The 15732-nt window shown below is 64.8% G+C and carries 14 protein-coding genes; 11 read left to right on the top strand and 3 right to left on the bottom strand.

The features are described 5' to 3' along the window. Window positions 1-91 precede the first annotated feature (91 nt). The 4 genes from AC1DOP_RS09455 (at window position 92) to AC1DOP_RS09440 (ending at window position 3320) form a co-directional block, all read left to right on the top strand. Entirely contained in the window at window positions 92-712 is a 621-nt protein-coding gene (locus AC1DOP_RS09455; protein ID WP_441934572.1) for a hypothetical protein, read from the top strand. A gap of 96 nt (window positions 713-808) precedes the next feature. Beyond that, window positions 809-1252, top strand: a complete 444-nt coding sequence (locus tag AC1DOP_RS09450; protein ID WP_441934574.1) for a GNAT family N-acetyltransferase — start codon at window positions 809-811, stop codon at window positions 1250-1252. Window positions 1253-1327: 75 nt separating this feature from the next. After that, window positions 1328-2572: a cyanophycinase gene (locus AC1DOP_RS09445; RefSeq protein WP_441934576.1), complete on the top strand. Its 1245-nt coding sequence runs from the start codon at window positions 1328-1330 to the stop codon at window positions 2570-2572. 61 nt (window positions 2573-2633) lie between these two features. After that, window positions 2634-3320 carry a hypothetical protein gene (locus AC1DOP_RS09440; RefSeq protein ID WP_477250839.1) on the top strand — a complete coding sequence of 229 codons (687 nt, stop codon included), beginning with the start codon at window positions 2634-2636 and terminating at the stop codon, window positions 3318-3320. Between the two features lie 2 nt (window positions 3321-3322). Here the strand turns inward: AC1DOP_RS09440 and AC1DOP_RS09435 are convergent, their stop codons facing one another. Continuing rightward, the gene (locus AC1DOP_RS09435; protein WP_477250838.1) at window positions 3323-4357 is read right to left on the bottom strand and encodes an alpha/beta hydrolase; all 1035 of its coding nucleotides are present in this window, start codon (window positions 4355-4357) and stop codon (window positions 3323-3325) included. A 135-nt stretch (window positions 4358-4492) separates the two neighbouring features. On the opposite strand from AC1DOP_RS09435, the gene AC1DOP_RS09430 reads away from it, so the two are divergent. From AC1DOP_RS09430 to AC1DOP_RS09400, 7 genes are all read left to right on the top strand, one after another. Then, on the top strand, window positions 4493-5917 hold the full coding sequence (locus tag AC1DOP_RS09430) for an IgA Peptidase M64 (RefSeq protein WP_441934581.1): 1425 nt from the start codon (window positions 4493-4495) through the stop codon (window positions 5915-5917). A gap of 98 nt (window positions 5918-6015) precedes the next feature. Continuing rightward, window positions 6016-6603: a hypothetical protein gene (locus AC1DOP_RS09425; protein ID WP_441934583.1), complete on the top strand. Its 588-nt coding sequence runs from the start codon at window positions 6016-6018 to the stop codon at window positions 6601-6603. 153 nt (window positions 6604-6756) lie between these two features. Continuing rightward, window positions 6757-7383, top strand: a complete 627-nt coding sequence (locus AC1DOP_RS09420; RefSeq protein ID WP_441934585.1) for a hypothetical protein — start codon at window positions 6757-6759, stop codon at window positions 7381-7383. Between the two features lie 609 nt (window positions 7384-7992). Continuing rightward, the gene (locus AC1DOP_RS09415) at window positions 7993-8931 is read left to right on the top strand and encodes a hypothetical protein (protein ID WP_441934587.1); all 939 of its coding nucleotides are present in this window, start codon (window positions 7993-7995) and stop codon (window positions 8929-8931) included. Between the two features lie 98 nt (window positions 8932-9029). Next, the gene (locus AC1DOP_RS09410; protein WP_441934589.1) at window positions 9030-9551 is read left to right on the top strand and encodes a nuclear transport factor 2 family protein; all 522 of its coding nucleotides are present in this window, start codon (window positions 9030-9032) and stop codon (window positions 9549-9551) included. A gap of 4 nt (window positions 9552-9555) precedes the next feature. Beyond that, the gene (locus AC1DOP_RS09405; RefSeq protein WP_441934591.1) at window positions 9556-10332 is read left to right on the top strand and encodes a lipase secretion chaperone; all 777 of its coding nucleotides are present in this window, start codon (window positions 9556-9558) and stop codon (window positions 10330-10332) included. A gap of 22 nt (window positions 10333-10354) precedes the next feature. Continuing rightward, window positions 10355-11104 (top strand): DsbC family protein, encoded by a 750-nt coding sequence (locus AC1DOP_RS09400; protein ID WP_477250837.1) that lies wholly within the window; start codon window positions 10355-10357, stop codon window positions 11102-11104. Window positions 11105-11164: 60 nt separating this feature from the next. Here AC1DOP_RS09400 and parC read toward each other — a convergent pair whose 3' ends face one another. Together parC and AC1DOP_RS09390 are read right to left on the bottom strand one after the other, a co-directional pair. Further along, entirely contained in the window at window positions 11165-13498 is a 2334-nt protein-coding gene (parC, locus tag AC1DOP_RS09395; protein WP_441934595.1) for a DNA topoisomerase IV subunit A, read from the bottom strand. A 57-nt stretch (window positions 13499-13555) separates the two neighbouring features. Next, window positions 13556-15556, bottom strand: coding sequence for a DNA topoisomerase IV subunit B (locus AC1DOP_RS09390; RefSeq protein ID WP_441934597.1), 2001 nt, complete (start codon window positions 15554-15556; stop codon window positions 13556-13558). Window positions 15557-15732 lie beyond the last annotated feature (176 nt).

Raw genomic sequence — 15732 nt, 5'->3', positions numbered from 1 at the left:
GCTTCCCCAATCCTTCCCCCAACGCTGGGGCGATGACTTTAGGAAAGAAATGCGGGATGATGTGCCTGTTGATAACGATAAGGAGACAGGCATGAAGCGTTGGACACTCGTGGCGGTGGCGATCGCGGTAGCGGTCGGCGGCATTTACAGCGCCAAGGCGCAGACGGCGGCGACCCCGGCAACACCGGCGCCCCCTGCTGCTGCGGCGGCACCGGCAGCACCTGCTACCCCGGCCGTGCCGGCGTCGAATTACCAGGCGCGCAGCGCCGACGTCGAGAGCGTGGACGGCATCGTCGCCGCACTGTACGACGTGATTTCCGGCCCGGCCGGCAAGCCGCGCGACTGGGATCGCATGCGTTCGCTGTTCGCACCGGAAGGCCGCCTGATGGCCGTCGGCGCGCGCCCGGACGGCAGCTTCGTCCTGCGCGGCATGGGTGTCGAAGACTATATCGCGCGCAATACCAAGGCCTTCGCCAGCGTGGGCTTTTTCGAAAGGGAAGCGGCGCGCACGACCGAGACCTTCGGCCAGATCGTGCACGTGTTCAGTACCTATGAATCGCGCCACGCGGCCGGCGACGCCAAGCCTTTCCAGCGCGGCATCAACAGCATCCAGCTCTACAACGATGGCAAGCGCTGGTGGGTCGTGAACGTTCTGTGGCGCGCGGAAGACGAACGTTTGCCGTTGCCGGACCGCTACCTCAGCAGTCATTGAACGATGGGGCAGCGCACGATTGGCTGAATCGACCCTGGCGGCGCGAACGGCGCTAGAATTGGTTTTTTTACCAGAGTTGCCGATCGACGCCGTCCCATGATTACTACTACCAACGACTCCAGTTTCCAGGTCAGTACCGATCGCACGCGCCTGGACGTGCCGATGATTTATCGCTACCTCAGCGAAAACTCGACCTGGGCCGTGGGCATCTCGCGCAAGGTGGTCGAGAGCTCGATCGAAAATTCGCTGTGCTTCGGCGGCTACCTCGACGGCCGTCAGATCGCCTTCGCGCGGGTGGTCACGGACTATGCGACCTTCGCCAACCTCTGCGACGTCTTCGTGGTTCCCGAGTACCGCGGGCGGGGCTATGCCAAGCAGCTGCTCCGCATCGTGTTGGAGCATCCGAGCCTGCAGGGCCTGCGCCGCTTCACGCTCAACACCACGGATTCGCACAGCTTGTATGAGCGCTTCGGTTTCACTGCGCCGCAACGCCCGGAAACCGTGATGGAGCGTTACTCCCCGAACATTTATCTGACCTAACACGGCTCAACACGGCGCCGGGCCTCTGCAATCAGGCTTACGATTGTTCCAACGGTCAAGATTGGAAGGGAGTCCATGTTAAGGCTCGCACTGCGTGTCGTCGTCGTCATGCTGGCCTTCGCCAGCGTCCAGTTCGCATCGGCCGCCGATGCAAGCGCCGCCTCCAACGCCACGCCCCCGAAGGGATCGCTGGTCATCATCGGCGGCAACCTGCGTCCGGCGAATGCCCCGGTCTGGGAGCGCATACTGCAACTGGCCGGCGGCAAGGATGCGCGCATTGCCGTGTTCGCCTCAGCCTCGGGCTATCCCGAAAAATCCGGCAAGTTCCTGGTCGACCGCCTCAACAGCTATGGCGCCAAGGCCTTTTTCGTGCCGGTGGCCGTCAAGCTGGCAGGCAGCGATTACCATGCTGCCGCCGACGATCCCAAGCTGGCCGAGCTGGTGCGTTCCGCGGGCGGTGCCTTCTTCGCCGGCGGCGACCAGATCCGCATCACCAGCGCCCTGCGTCATGAAGACGGCAGCAATACCCGCGTGCTCGATGCCTTGTGGGACATGTACCGGCGCGGCGGCGTGATCGCCGGCACCAGCGCCGGCGCCGCCATCATGAGCAGCACCATGTTCGGCCGCCCGCGCGCCGTGCTGGCCACGCTCAAGCTGGGCATCGAGGACGGCAAGGAAATCACCGATGGGCTGGGCTTCGTCGGCGACGACGTCTTCATCGACCAGCACCTGCTGGTGCGCGGCCGCTTCGCGCGCATGCTGCCGGCCATGCTGGCCAAGGGCTACAAGCTGGGCCTGGGCATCGACGAGGACACCGCCATGGTGGTGTTGCCGAACCGCGACGTCGAGGTGATCGGCTACAAAGGCGCGCTGGTGCTCGACCTGTCCGCCGCCAACGCGCGCGAGGGCGCCTTCAACGTCAGCAACGTCCGCGTCAGCTACCTCGACAATGGCGACCGCTTCAACATCGTCACCCACGAGTTCACGCCCTCCGAAGACAAGGCCGACGGCAAGCTCGATCCCTCGCGGCCGTATTACCGCGAGCCCCTGTTCACCGCCGATATCCTCGGCAACTCCACCGTCGTCGACCTGATGAGCAAGCTGATCGACAGCGACCAGCCGGAAGCCATCGGCATCACGCTCGGCAGCCCGAACGGCGTCCAGCCCGACCTCGGCTTCGAGTTCCGCTTTACCCGCGCCGCCGACAGCGTCGGCTACTCGTCGGCATCGACCGATGCCTACTCGATCTACAACCTGCGGCTCGACATCCGGCCGATCCTGATCCGGCGGCCGCTCTACCAATACAAGTCGCCGCAATAATTGCATAAAAGAAAATATTGGGATAGATTGTTGCTTTGTCATCTATTCCATATCACTTTTTATGCACTTCGAAGTCCCCAAAGCGAAGAAATTCAAGGAGTTCGGCGGCGAGTACGTGATGATCGTCATCAGTATCCTGACCGCGCTCGCGCTCGAGCAGGGCTTCGAGGCCATGCATCACCGCCACCTCGCGCATGAAGCCAGCGCCAAAATGAACGCCGAGCTGCGCCGCACGATCAAGGAAGTGGATGCCGCGCTCGAGCACAACGAGAAGAAGCGGCAGCAACTCCACCAGGCGCGCGACCAGCTGCTGGCGGGGATACGCGCGAAGACCGACGATGCCGAACTGATGCAACGCTTCAAGAAAGAATGGGCGGAGATGATGCGCCTGGACCTGGACACGCCCACCCTGCACCGCGAGGCATGGGAGGCGGCGGTCGCCAACCAGGCAGTCACCTGGCTGCCCCGCGAAGCGCTCGAAAATTATGCGGGCGCCTACGGGGCGATCCGCGACACCAGCACCTACACCTATAGCGGCGCACTGATGTTCCTCGATGCCCCGCGTCTCCTGGACACCTTCAGCAAGGCCGAGATGGGCACGGCGAATCCGCAGGAAATCTACCAGCTGGCGGCGCGGATGGTGGCGGCCTACGACAACCTCGACAACAACCTGGCGTCGCTGAACAAGGTGCTGAAAACCGTGGTGGCCGAAAACGACAGCGGCCACGCCGGCAAGTCCGGAAGCTGATCTCAGCGGCAGTCGCCGATCTTCTTCAGCAGCCGGTACTGGGCATCGACCATCGGCGGATTCGGATCGTGCCCGGCGCGCGGCACCAGCACGTATTCCTTGTGCGGGGCCTGGATGAAGTCGAAGTAGCGCTTGCTGGGTTCCGGCATGGTCAGCAGGTCCTGCTCGCCCTGCACCATGTAGACGGGCAGCGCGAACTTCGGCCCCAGCTTGTATAAATCGATCTTCGACGAGATGCCGTCGCCTTTCAGGCCGACGAACTGGAGCCATGAGTAATCCTCGCCGGCCGTGTAATCGGCTTCGTCCTTCGGCGTCGCATATGCCGGGTCCGGCGTCCACCAGGCCTTCGGCGCCGGCTCCGTGCCCAGGGCTTCGTACTTGCGCATGATCCGGCGGATGATGCCGGGGCTGCGCGGGTCGGTCCAGGGCGGCGCCCCGATCGCATCCAGCTTGCTGACCGAATCCGCATCCCCGGCCGCGCGCGCCAGTGCCAGCGTGGCGTCGTAGCTGCCGCGCTGCGAGAGCGCGTTGCCGACCACCTGGGCGCTGCTGACGAAACCGCAGAACATCTCCGGATTCGACTTGGCCATATACACGCCCAGCACCGAGGACCAGGATCCGCCCATCAGGATCACCTTCCGCTTGCCGAAGCGCCGCGCCGCATGGCGCGCCACCTCGACGCCGTCGTCGCGCAGGCGCTCGACCACCAGCGGCTCTTCATCCTTCATCGGATTGCGCCCATAGGTCTTGCCGGCACCGCGCTGGTCCCATTGGACGATGGTGAAGTCCTTTTCCCACCCCTTGTAGACCTTATCGGCCCACGGCGTGGTCGGATTGCCCGGCCCGCCGTGCACGATCAGGACGATCGGGTTGGCGCAGCTGCTTCCCTTGATCCTCACCCATTGTTCGATGCCGCCGATGGGCACGAAGCCTTTTTCGTCGATGGCCTGGCCGGGCCTGGTGCAGGCTTGCGCATGGGCCGCCTGATGAAGGAACAGCAAGGGGAGGGCGGCAAGGGCAAGGAAGTGGCGCGGCATCGTGTTCTCCAGTAAGCGTGCTGGCCATTCTTGCCGAGAAATCGGGCCGGGTCATCCTGCGTTAAATGACAGGAGGGCATGCCGCAGTGGATAGACAGGTTTACAATTCGATGATTCTCAGCTGCAAGGAAGACCATGTCCCCCGCTTCGAAACGTCTGCTGTCCGCCCTGTTTGCCCTCGCCTGCGGCAGTGCCGCCGGCGCCGCCACGGCCCAGCAACCCGCCACCGTCCGCCTCGACTACACCCACAGCGGCAACGCCCTGTCCGAGCAATACGCCATCGAGCGCGTGCTGATCGAGCCGCTGCCCTGGCCGGGCGACATGTCCCAGCCCTTCGACAACACCAATCGCGGCAACAACCGCCTCGAAGTAGCCGATGCCAGGACCGGCGACCTGCTGTACTCGCGTGACTTTTCCACCGTGTTCGGTGAATGGAAGACGACCGAGGAGGCGAACAAGCTCAGCCGTGGATTCCATGAATCGGTGCGCTTTCCCCAGCCCGACCGGAAGGTAGCCGTGCGCATCCTGAAGCGCGACGAGCGCAACGAGTTTTCGGTGGCGTGGAGCGTCGAGGTCGATACCAAGGCCCAGGACGTGGTGCGCAGCCAGCCGCCGGCGCCGGCGAAACCGATCCCGATCAAGGTCAGCGGGCCGTCGCCGCAGAAGGTCGACCTGCTGATCCTGGGAGACGGCTATACCCAGAAGGACATGAAGAAGTTCGAGGACGATGCGCGGCGCCTGTCGAAGCACCTGTTCGAAGTGTCGCCGTTCAAGGAACGCGCCAGTGACTTCAACGTCTGGGCGATGGCGGTGCCGACCCAGGAATCGGGCATCACGCGGCCCTCGACCGGCGTGCACCACGCATCGGCGCTGGGAACGCGCTACGACATCTTCGGCAGCGAGCGCTATGTGCTGACCCTGGACAACCGCGCGCTGCGCGACATCGCCCAGTACGCGCCCTACGAGTTCATCGAGATCCTGGTCAACAACGACACCTATGGCGGTGGCGGGATCTTCGGCCAGTTCAGCACGGCGGCGGCCAGCAACGACTGGGCCAATTACCTGTTCGTGCACGAGTTCGGCCACCATTTCGCCGGCCTGGCCGACGAGTACTACACCTCGCCGGTGGCCTACCAGTCGAGCGGCGCGCGCATGGAGCCGTGGGAGCCGAACGCGACCGCCTTGCGCGATCCGGGCAAGCTGAAATGGAAGAAACACGTGCAGGCCGGCACGCCGCTGCCGACCCCGTGGCCGAAGGAAGAGTACGAGGCCTATTCGCGCGAGTACCAGAAGCGGCGCGCGGCGCTGCGGGCGGCGAACCGTCCGGAATCCGAGATGAGCGCCCTGTTCAGGGAAGACCTGGTGCACACGAAGGAACTGTTCTCGAAGGCGCAGTACCGCAACGCGATCGGCGCCTTCGAGGGCGCGAACTATGAGGCCAGCGGCTATTACCGTCCGGCCATGCAATGCATCATGTTCGACCGCAGCGAGCAGTTCTGCCCGGTGTGCCAGGACGGGATCAGCGAGATCATCGACCTGTACGCGCGCCCGGCGAAATAAGCGTTGGAGCGGCATCGCGCCGAATCGTGCGCTGCCGAACAGATGGCGGGGGCGCCGGCTCCTATGCTCGTTGCTTACCTAAAGCAACGGGACTCAACATGAAAACATTCCTCGCCACCATCATCTGCGGCCTGCTGGCGGCATCCGCCCAGGCCCAGGTTCAATCCCAGACGCAAGTCAAACCCCAGCCGCGCGAGCAGGCCGGCAGCAGCGCCAACACGGCGCCGATCGGCCAGGCGGTGTCGGGCCATAACTCGACCGCTGCCGGCGTCTCCGGCACCGGCCTGCACACCGACGGTACCGCGACCACCGGCAGCGCGCATGGCGTTACCGGCGAGCAGGCGGCAGGCGTCAACAGCGCCGGCCAGGTCACCAGCAAGAGTACCGCCGTGATCGGCGTCTCGCCGGAGAAGGCGGACAACGTCAACGCCCAGGCGACCAACACGACGGCGCCGAACAGCACGGCCAAGGACGCCAAGGCGACCGGCGGGCGCGGCAAGGCCGGTACCAAGGCCGAGATGGAAGTCCGCAAGTCGAACACGACCAAGGTCAAGGAGCCGCCGGGCTCGCGCCTGAAGACCGTGCATTCGGTCGAGGCAGGCCGCGAGAAGCGCGCCGAGGTCAAGGAAAAATCCAGGCGCAAGGCAGCCAACCGGGAGGCTGGCGGCGACACCGAAAACCGCTGAGATCTTTCGTAACAACTTTAACAACACTTCCTTGGGCTGTGTGCGCTGTCGTACAGAGTCAATACGGCCCAAGGCCTATTCTGTTAACTCGAATTAATAAAAAGCCATGACGCAACTGCGTCGTCTCACCATATACGGAATAGGAGAAACCCCATGAATAAACTGCTCGCCACCCTGATCGCCGGCCTGTTCGCCACCTCGGTGTACGCTCAGACCCAGTCGCAGAGCACCAGCTCGACCGGTACCCCGACCAACAGCACCGCCACCAGCACCGCTACCGGCATGACCCCGGCCACCGCCAACGGCGTGACCCCGGCACCGGGCACCACCGTGGTCGGCACCACCTCGCCGGCCCACGGCACCAGTGGCATGGGCCAGACCGCCGCCTCGACCGGCGACGCCAAGGCCGACAAGGACATCGCCAAGGCGAACGAGAAGGAATCCAAGGAAATCGCGAAGCAGGACGAGAAGATCTCGAAGGCTACCCAGAAGGCCAACGAGAAAAAGGCCAAGGCCCAGCACAAGGCTGAGAAGAAGATCGCCGACGCCAACGACAAAGTGACGAAGGCCGACCCGGAACACAAGGCCAAGGCATCGGCCAAGGCCGAGAAGAAAATCGCCGAAGCCCATGCCGACGCGCAGGAAACCATGATCAAGGCCGACGAAAAGGCCCAGAAGAAGATCGTGGACGCGAATGCCGACAAGGCCAAGGCACAGAACAAGGCTGCCGAGAAGACCGCCAAGGCCGTGGCTGACGCGCACAAGGACGCGGCCAAGTAATCCTTCATTCTCCGCCAGACCCCGTCCGGACGCCGGTCCGGGCGGCGCGACCCTACGCCGGCGCATCCGCGACGGCGTTCTTTCCTTCATTAAAATTTCACATTTGCCCGTCTGCAAGTCAGACGCTGCGCGCGTACGCGTGAACGGAATACATGATTCCATTGATCTACAACATTGATTTACATCAGATTTTATTTTGATTGTTGTTTTTTGCAACATTACAAAACCGTAATGTTGCGCTTGTTGCGAGCTCATCACTTGTCTCGTAGACTGGATTTTTAACATTTCAGTCGCCGGTTCAACAGGAGGAGTCGTATCGTGTTGCGTTCCCCAGCTCGGCCTTACCGCATTTCCCTTCCGCTTTCCCATTCGCGCGCGCACGTTCCGCTGCCGCCGCGCTAGCACCTCCGTCACACAAAGTTTCGCGCATCCGCCTGTTTACCCAGGCGGGTTTGCAAGGCATTCGAGCGCCAGGCCGGCGCACGTCCGTAGGTCGGCCTGTCGTTTGGATAAACCGTCACGGCCAGGGCCAACAGCCCTGGCTGGCGGGGTTGGAGACCGTCCCAACCGGGACGCCATTATTTCAATAAAGATCGAAACGGAGAAAAAATGCAATTCAGCCGTCAACTCAGCCTGCTCGCGGCAGGCCTGGCATGTGCTTTCGCTGCTCACGCACAAACCGTCAAGGAAACGCCGAATTCCCAGTTCAAGCCGACCGGCAAAGGCTGGGGGGAGCTGGACAATGTCGCGATGCAGCACTCGAACGGGCAGGCAGGCGGTGCCTCGCGCAGCGCCAGCATTTCCAATCTGACCCTGCACGGCGGCCCGGTGATGGTGGCGCCGACCAATATGTACTACATCTGGTACGGCTCGCAGTGGGATGCGGCATCGCAGAACGTGCTGACCAACCTCGGCCAGCACATCGGCGGTTCGCCCTACTTCAACATCAACACGACCTACTACAACAGCGCGAACGTGCACGTGCAGAACAGCGTGACGCTGGCCGGCAGCACCACCAATACCGGCACCTACGGCACCCAGCTGACCGATGCGAACATTGCCTCGATCGTGTCGGATGCGATCACCTCGGGCAAGCTGCCATCCGATCCGAATGGCGTCTACGTCGTGCTGACCGACCACTCGACCACCGCGACTTCGGGCTTCTGCACCCAGTACTGCGGCTGGCATGACCACACCTCGATTGGCGGCAAGGACATCAAGTATGCCTTCGTCGGCAACGCTGAAACCCAGTGCGCCTCGGCCTGCGGCGCGACCAGCCCGAGCCCGAACAACACCCCGGGCGCGGACGGCGCCGCCAGCGTGCTGGCGCACGAGCTGGAGGAAACGGTCACCGATCCGAACCTGAACGCATGGTACTCGAGCTACGACGGCAAGGAAAACGGCGACAAGTGCGCGTGGAACTTCGGCACCACCTCGCTGGCATCGAACGGCGCCAAGTACAACCAGACTTTCGGCACCATGAAGTACCTGATCCAGCAGAACTGGCTGATCGCCAGCACCCAGAAGTGCGTCCAGCACTATCCCTAAGCAGGGCGGCGTCGGACCTGGTCTGACGCTATCCTGACGATGTGGCGCCCGCCGCGGCATTGGTGGGCGCCAGCTTTTTCATTCTCCTGTCGAGGCATATGAAACGATTCCTGATTCTCCTGGGCCTGCTGGCCACCTTCGGCGGCGCGTTCGCGGCCGGCCAGGTCGCCCCGAACGGGCGCGGCGGGGCGGTGACGCCGACGCGCAACGTCCTCACTTTCACCAAACTCGAAAACGCCTGGCTCGAGGCGCTGCAGCGTCGCGACGCCGAGGCCCTGGGCCGGCTGCTGGCGGACGACTTCGAAATCCGCAGCGCCGCCGCGCCGGGCGTACCGACCGCGCGCGCCGAAGCCTTGCGCGAATCGCTGCGCGCGCCCGTGTCCAGGTCGTCGATCGAGCAGATGGCGGTGCACGAGTACGGCGACGTAATGCTGGTCAGCTTCCTGTGGACGATCGCGGACGGGACCGCGCCACAGTCCTTTTTTGTGGTCGACACCTGGAAGCGCAGCGGCAGCGAGTGGAAGGCGACGGTGCGTTACGCCGCGCCGGCCGGCGCTGGCGCCGCGATGGTACCGGGAGCGGTCGCGCCCAGCGACCAGTCGCTGCGCAAGAAGATGTGACGCCATGGCCTTCCTGCTGGACAGCAAACTCGGATTCGGCACGGTCTGTGTGGCCGGCATTTTCATCGGGGTGACGGCGGCGTTCTGGCTGCAGGGCGGCGACGCGCCTCCCGCCAGGCCGGCGCCCGCCGCCGCATCGGCCTGGGACGGCGCGATCGGCCCCGGCGCCCTTGCCGCGCCGGCGCCCAGCCCCGGCAGCGCCTCCCGCGAGGCGGCGCCGGGCGAGCCGTCGCTGGTGGATGCCGGCGGCCGCCTCATCATCGGCCTGCCGCTGCGGCAGCTGATCGATTCCTACGTCGTGAAGACCAAGGGCGGCGCACGCCAGGCAGGCGCCGCCGAACTGCGCGCCTACCTGCGCCAAGGCCTGAAGCAGCCGGCGCTGGCGCAGGCGGAAGGCCTGGTCGGCGACTACCTGCGCTACCTGGATGCCGAGCAGGGCTTGCGTGCGCAGCTGCGCATCGCGCCGCCCGGCGAGGGCGCCCTGGATGCTGCCCAGGTCGGACAGATGGAAGACTGGCTGCGGCAGCGCACGCAGTTGCGCGAACGGATGCTGGGCACGGCCGTGGCGCAGGCATGGTTTGCGGCCGAGGATGCCGATTGCGACACCGCCCTGGCGGACTGGCGCAGGATGCACGCGCCGGCCGGGTCGGCCGAAGTGGATTCGAACGAACTGCAGGCACGGCGCCTGCACGGCGCCGTGCTGGAGCAGCGCCGCGAGGAGGGCGCGCGGCTCTGCGCCGCGCAGCTCATCGCGGGCATGGGCGGCGGCGCCGGAACATGAGGGAAGCGATGGAATGGAGACGATGAAAACGATGACGACGATGGCGAGAATCGCCGCGGCGATGGCGCTCGCCGCAGGAGCGGCAAACGCAGCCGCCCGCCCGCACACCGAAACGCCGGACGAGGCGCGCGTCCACAAGCTGGTGGAGCCGCGCATGGGCAACAACGTGAAGGTGGATGTGGTGGAGAAGACGCCGTATGGCGGTCTGTATGAGATCCGCACCGGCGGCGACATCTTCTATACCGATGCGAACGCGCGCTACATGTTCGTCGGGAAGGTGGTCGACCTGGGGACGCTGCAGGACCTGACGCGCGCGCGCACCGACGAGCTGGCGGCGATCCATTTTGCCGACCTGCCACTGGAGATGGCGATCAAGACCGTGAAAGGCAATGGCGAGCGGGTGATGGCGGTGTTCGAGGATCCGAACTGTCCTTACTGCCGCAAGCTGCACGAAACGCTGCGCGGCATCGACAACGTGACCGTGTATACCTTCCTGTTGAATATCCTGTCGGAAGACTCGGCGGCCAAGTCCAAGAATATCTGGTGCGCGACCGACCGCTCGCAGGCCTGGCAGCAGTGGATGCTGGAAACGAAGGCGCCGCCGGCCGCCCCGGCCGGCTGCATCGCGCCCGGGGAACAGGTGCTGGCACTGGGCCGCAAGCTGCACGTGCAGGGCACGCCGACGATCTATTTTGCCGATGGATCGCGCAGCGGCAGTGGCTTCGACGCGGCGACATTGGAAGCGCGCCTGCGCAAGCTTACGAAACCGTAAAGGTGGTTGGATGCCATTCTGTTCGTGACGCCCGCCGGGGTAGCGACGGGCGTCACTTTTTTATTGGCCGTCGCCGGTCGTACGCATCGACAGGTCTTTCGCCTTCAGCTTGGCCGACAGCGGCTTGCCCTTGCGTGCCCGCTTGCCGAAGTGCGGCTCCAGGCCCGATGCGAACAGCTCCACGGTGCGCGGCTTGTCGCCGGCCCAGGTGCCGATCACGTTCAGGCCTTTCTGGTTGATCGGCTGGGCTGCGAGCAGGGTTTCCTTCGGTTCCAGCTCCATCAGGGTCACGCCGCGGCCGCCGTTGGTCAGCACCTTCATCTCGTCGATGCCGAACACCAGCACGCGGCCTTTCTCGGACAGGCAGGCCACCGCGCCGGCGGTATCCGGCACCACGCGCGGGGCCAGCGGCACGGCGCCGTCGTCCAGCGTGATGAAGGACTTGCCGCCCTTCAGGCGGGTCGCCATGTCGCCGGCCTTGGCGATGAAGCCGAAGCCCGCGGTGGTCGACAGCAGCAGGCGCGTCTCGGCATTGCCGGCGAAGTAGTAGAGGATGCGTCCGCCGCCCGACAGGTCGACCAGGGTCGTGATGGGCACGCCGTCGCCGCGCGCACCCGGCAGCGCCGCCACCGGCACGGAGTAGGCCTTGCCGTTGTCGCCGATACACAGCAGGTTGTCGATGGTGCGGCATTCGAAGGCGGAGCCGAGCGAATCGCCGGCCTTGAAGGTGAACTGCGCAGGATCGTGGCCGATGCCGGTGCGCGCGCGCACCCAGCCCTTTTCGGAGACGATCACCGTCACCGGCTCGTCGACGATCTTCTGTTCGGCCACGGCCTTCTGCGCTTCCTCGATCAGGGTGCGGCGGTCGTCGCCGTACTGTTTCGAGTCGGCTTCGATCTCGCGGATGATCAGGCGCTTCATGGAAGACGGATTGTTCAGGATGTCTTCCAGCTTTTCCTTCTCGCCACGCAGCTCGGCCAGCTCCTGCTGGATCTTGATCGCTTCCAGGCGCGCCAGCTGGCGCAGGCGGATCTCGAGGATGTCCTCGGCCTGGCGCTCCGACAGGCGGAAGCGCTCGATCAGCGCGGCCTTCGGCTCGTCCGAGTTGCGGATGATGGCGATGACCTCGTCGATGTTCAGCAGGACGGTCTCGCGGCCTTCCAGGATGTGGATGCGGTCGTTGACCTTGCCGAGCTTGAACTCGGTGCGGCGGCGCACCGTCACGAAGCGGTAGTCGATCCACTCCTGCAGGATTTCGGTCAGGCCCTTCTGGCGCGGACGGCCGTCGCCGCCGATCATCACCAGGTTGATCGGGGCCGAGGTCTCCAGCGAGGTATGCGCCAGCAGCATCAGCATGAACTCGGCCTGGTCCTGGTTCTTCGACTTCGGCTCGAACACCAGGCGCACCGGGGCCTCGCGGCCCGATTCGTCGCGCACGGCATCCAGCGCGCCGAGGATGGTCTGCTTCAGCGCCAGCTGCTCGGGCAGCAGGGTCTTCTTGCCGGCCTTGATCTTCGGGTTGGTCAGTTCTTCGATCTCTTCCAGCACGCGCTGGGACGACACGCCCGGGGGCAGTTCGGTGACCACCGCCTGCCACTGGCCGCGCGCCAGTTCCTCGATCTTCCAGCGTGCGCGTACCTTCAGCGAGCCACGGCCGGTGGTGTAGATGTCGGCGATGTTCGAGGCCGGGGTGATGATCTGGGCGCCGCCCGGGTAGTCGGGGCCCTGCACCAGCGTCATCAGCTCGGCGTGGGTGATCTTCGGGTTGCGGATCATCGCCACCGCGGCCGCCGCCACTTCGCGCAGGTTGTGCGAGGGGATCTCGGTGGCCATGCCGACCGCGATGCCGGAGGCGCCGTTCAGCAGCAGCATCGGCAGGCGGGCCGGCAGGGTGCGAGGCTCTTCGCTGGAGCCGTCGTAGTTCGGCTGGAAGTCGACCGTGCCCATGTCGATCTCGTCGAGCAGCAGGCGCGATACCGGCGTCAGGCGCGCTTCGGTGTAGCGCATTGCCGCCGCGCCGTCACCGTCGCGCGAGCCGAAGTTGCCCTGGCCGTCGATCAGCGGATAGCGCAGCGAGAAGTCCTGGGCCATGCGCACCAGCGCATCGTACACGGACTGGTCGCCGTGCGGGTGGAGCTTACCGAGCACGTCGCCGACCACGGTCGCCGATTTGCGCGGCTTCGCCGTCGGGCCCAGGCCCAGTTCGTTCATCGAGTAGAGGATGCGGCGCTGGACCGGTTTCTGGCCGTCGGACACGTCCGGCAGCGCGCGGCCCTTGACGACCGAGACCGCGTAGTCCAGGTAGGCGCGCTCGGCGAAAGTGGAAAGGGTGAGCGTTTCGGCATCAATGCCGGCCGGCTCGTGTTGTTGTTCGAAGAGGCTTGCTTGGCTCATGTTCTATCTATTCGTATTCGGTGCGTGGGCACGCCGTGCCCACGCATTACGTGCGCATCAAATGTCCGCTTCCGTCTCGTTACCGTGCTCTTCCAGCCATGCGCGGCGGGCGGCGGCTTCGCCTTTACCCATCAGCATATTGAAGCGCGCCGACGATTCGGCCAGGTTGTAGTCGCCGAAGGCCACCGGCAGCAGGCGGCGGGTATCCGGGTTCATCGTGGTTTCCCACAGCTGTTCGGCGTTCATCTCGCCGAGACCCTTGAAGCGGGAGATGCTCCACACGCCTTCCTTCAGGCCTTCCTTCTTGAGCTTGTCCTCGATCGCCAGCAGTTCGCCGTCGTCCAGCGCGTACAGCTTCTGGATCGGCTTCTTGCCGCGCGCCGGCACGTCGACACGGTACAGCGGCGGACGCGCGACACACACGTGGCCGTTCTTGAACAGGGCCGGGAAATGCTTGAAGAACAAAGTGAGCAGCAGCACCTGGATGTGCGAGCCGTCGACGTCCGCATCGGAAAGGATGCAGATCTTCCCGTAGCGCAGGCCGGACAGGTCCGGCGTATCGTCCGCGCTGTGCGGGTCGACGCCGATCGCCACCGCGATGTCGTGGATCTCGTTGTTGGCGAACAGGCGGTCGCGGTCGGTCTCCCAGGTGTTCAGCACCTTGCCGCGCAGCGGCAGGATGGCCTGGAATTCCTTGTCGCGACCCATCTTGGCCGAGCCGCCCGCGGAATCGCCCTCGACCAGGAACAGTTCGTTGCGGGTGATGTCGGTCGATTCGCAATCGGTCAGCTTGCCCGGCAGGACGGCCACGCCCGAGGACTTCTTCTTCTCGACCTTCTGCAGCGAACGCAGGCGGGATTGCGCCTGCTTGATGACCAGTTCGGCCAGCTTCTTGCCGTAGTCGACGTGCTGGTTCAGCCACAGCTCGAGCGGCGGACGGGTGAAGGTCGACACCAGTTTCACGGCGTCGCGCGAGTTCAGGCGCTCCTTGGTCTGGCCCTGGAACTGCGGATCCAGCACCTTCGCCGACAGCACGAACGAGACGCGCGCGAACACGTCTTCCGGCAGCAGCTTGACGCCCTTCGGCAGCAGCGAGTGCATCTCGACGAAGCTCTTCACGGCGCCGAACAGGCCGTCGCGCAGGCCGGATTCGTGGGTGCCGCCGCTGACCGTCGGGATCAGGTTGACATAAGATTCGCGCACCACGGCGCCTTCCTCGGTCCAGGCCACGACCCAGGCCGCGCCTTCGCCTTCCGCGAAGCCCTCATCCCCTGCAGCCGCATATTGCGCGCCTTCGAACAGCGGGATCACGGTCTGGCCCTGGCCCACGGTCTGGGCCAGCGCTTCAAGCAGGTAGCCGCGCAGGCCTTCGTCGTAGCGCCAGGTTTGCGTATCGCCGGTCTTTTCGTTGGTGAGGGTGACGGTGACGCCCGGCAGCAGCACGGCCTTCGAACGCAGCAGGCGCTGCAGCTCGGCCATCGGGATCGTCGGGGAGTCGAAGTACTTGCCGTCCGGCCAGGCGGTGACGCGGGTGCCGTTCTTCTTGCCGCCGCGCTCGGCCGGGTTGGAGCTCAGCGGCTCGACCACGTCGCCGTGCTCGAAGGCCAGCTGGTGCACGCCGTTGCCTTGCTCGTCCTTGCGCCAGACGGTGATTTCGAGGCGCTTCGACAGCGCGTTGGTGACCGACACGCCGACGCCGTGCAGGCCGCCCGAGAAGGCGTAAGCGCCGCCCGAACCCTTGTCGAACTTGCCGCCCGCGTGCAGGCGCGTAAACACGATCTCGACGGTGGAGACGCCTTCCTCGGGGTGGATGCCGACCGGGATGCCGCGGCCGTCGTCCTCGACCGTGATCGAGCCGTCCGTGTTCATCGTCACGGCGATGTTCTTGCAGTGACCACCCAGCGCCTCGTCCGAGGCGTTGTCGATCACTTCCTGGATGATGTGCAGCGGGTTCTCGGTGCGCGTGTACATGCCCGGACGCTGCTTGACGGGCTCCAGTCCCTTCAGGACCCGGATGGATGATTCGCTGTAGTCGGTTGCAGTTTTCTTGGTGGCCATGCTGGATAGTTGTATGTCGAATGCCTGCGCATTCTATCTTGTCGGGCGGAAATGAGAACGCCAAACGACGCGGCAAAAGGCGCCAGTGTCGGTGCTTACGCGCTTTTTGGGAAGAGTGGCTAACGCAACACTGTATGGAAATACAGTATTTTTGCCTCTTGCGCCGAAGTTTGCAA

It is taken from the genome of Massilia sp. 01N410, from assembly GCF_056399665.1.
The sequence above is the reverse complement of the archived record's forward strand: the minus strand, read 5'-3'. Positions and strand labels throughout refer to the sequence as shown.

Coding starts and splice junctions, on each gene's coding strand:
- AC1DOP_RS09455 (WP_441934572.1), top strand. CDS start 92: ATGAAGCGTTGGACACTCGTGGCGGTGGCGATCGCGGTAGCGGTCGGC.
- AC1DOP_RS09450 (WP_441934574.1), top strand. CDS start 809: ATGATTACTACTACCAACGACTCCAGTTTCCAGGTCAGTACCGATCGC.
- AC1DOP_RS09445 (WP_441934576.1), top strand. CDS start 1,328: ATGTTAAGGCTCGCACTGCGTGTCGTCGTCGTCATGCTGGCCTTCGCC.
- AC1DOP_RS09440 (WP_477250839.1), top strand. CDS start 2,634: ATGCACTTCGAAGTCCCCAAAGCGAAGAAATTCAAGGAGTTCGGCGGC.
- AC1DOP_RS09435 (WP_477250838.1), bottom strand. CDS start 4,357: ATGCCGCGCCACTTCCTTGCCCTTGCCGCCCTCCCCTTGCTGTTCCTT.
- AC1DOP_RS09430 (WP_441934581.1), top strand. CDS start 4,493: ATGTCCCCCGCTTCGAAACGTCTGCTGTCCGCCCTGTTTGCCCTCGCC.
- AC1DOP_RS09425 (WP_441934583.1), top strand. CDS start 6,016: ATGAAAACATTCCTCGCCACCATCATCTGCGGCCTGCTGGCGGCATCC.
- AC1DOP_RS09420 (WP_441934585.1), top strand. CDS start 6,757: ATGAATAAACTGCTCGCCACCCTGATCGCCGGCCTGTTCGCCACCTCG.
- AC1DOP_RS09415 (WP_441934587.1), top strand. CDS start 7,993: ATGCAATTCAGCCGTCAACTCAGCCTGCTCGCGGCAGGCCTGGCATGT.
- AC1DOP_RS09410 (WP_441934589.1), top strand. CDS start 9,030: ATGAAACGATTCCTGATTCTCCTGGGCCTGCTGGCCACCTTCGGCGGC.
- AC1DOP_RS09405 (WP_441934591.1), top strand. CDS start 9,556: ATGGCCTTCCTGCTGGACAGCAAACTCGGATTCGGCACGGTCTGTGTG.
- AC1DOP_RS09400 (WP_477250837.1), top strand. CDS start 10,355: ATGAAAACGATGACGACGATGGCGAGAATCGCCGCGGCGATGGCGCTC.
- parC (WP_441934595.1), bottom strand. CDS start 13,498: ATGAGCCAAGCAAGCCTCTTCGAACAACAACACGAGCCGGCCGGCATT.
- AC1DOP_RS09390 (WP_441934597.1), bottom strand. CDS start 15,556: ATGGCCACCAAGAAAACTGCAACCGACTACAGCGAATCATCCATCCGG.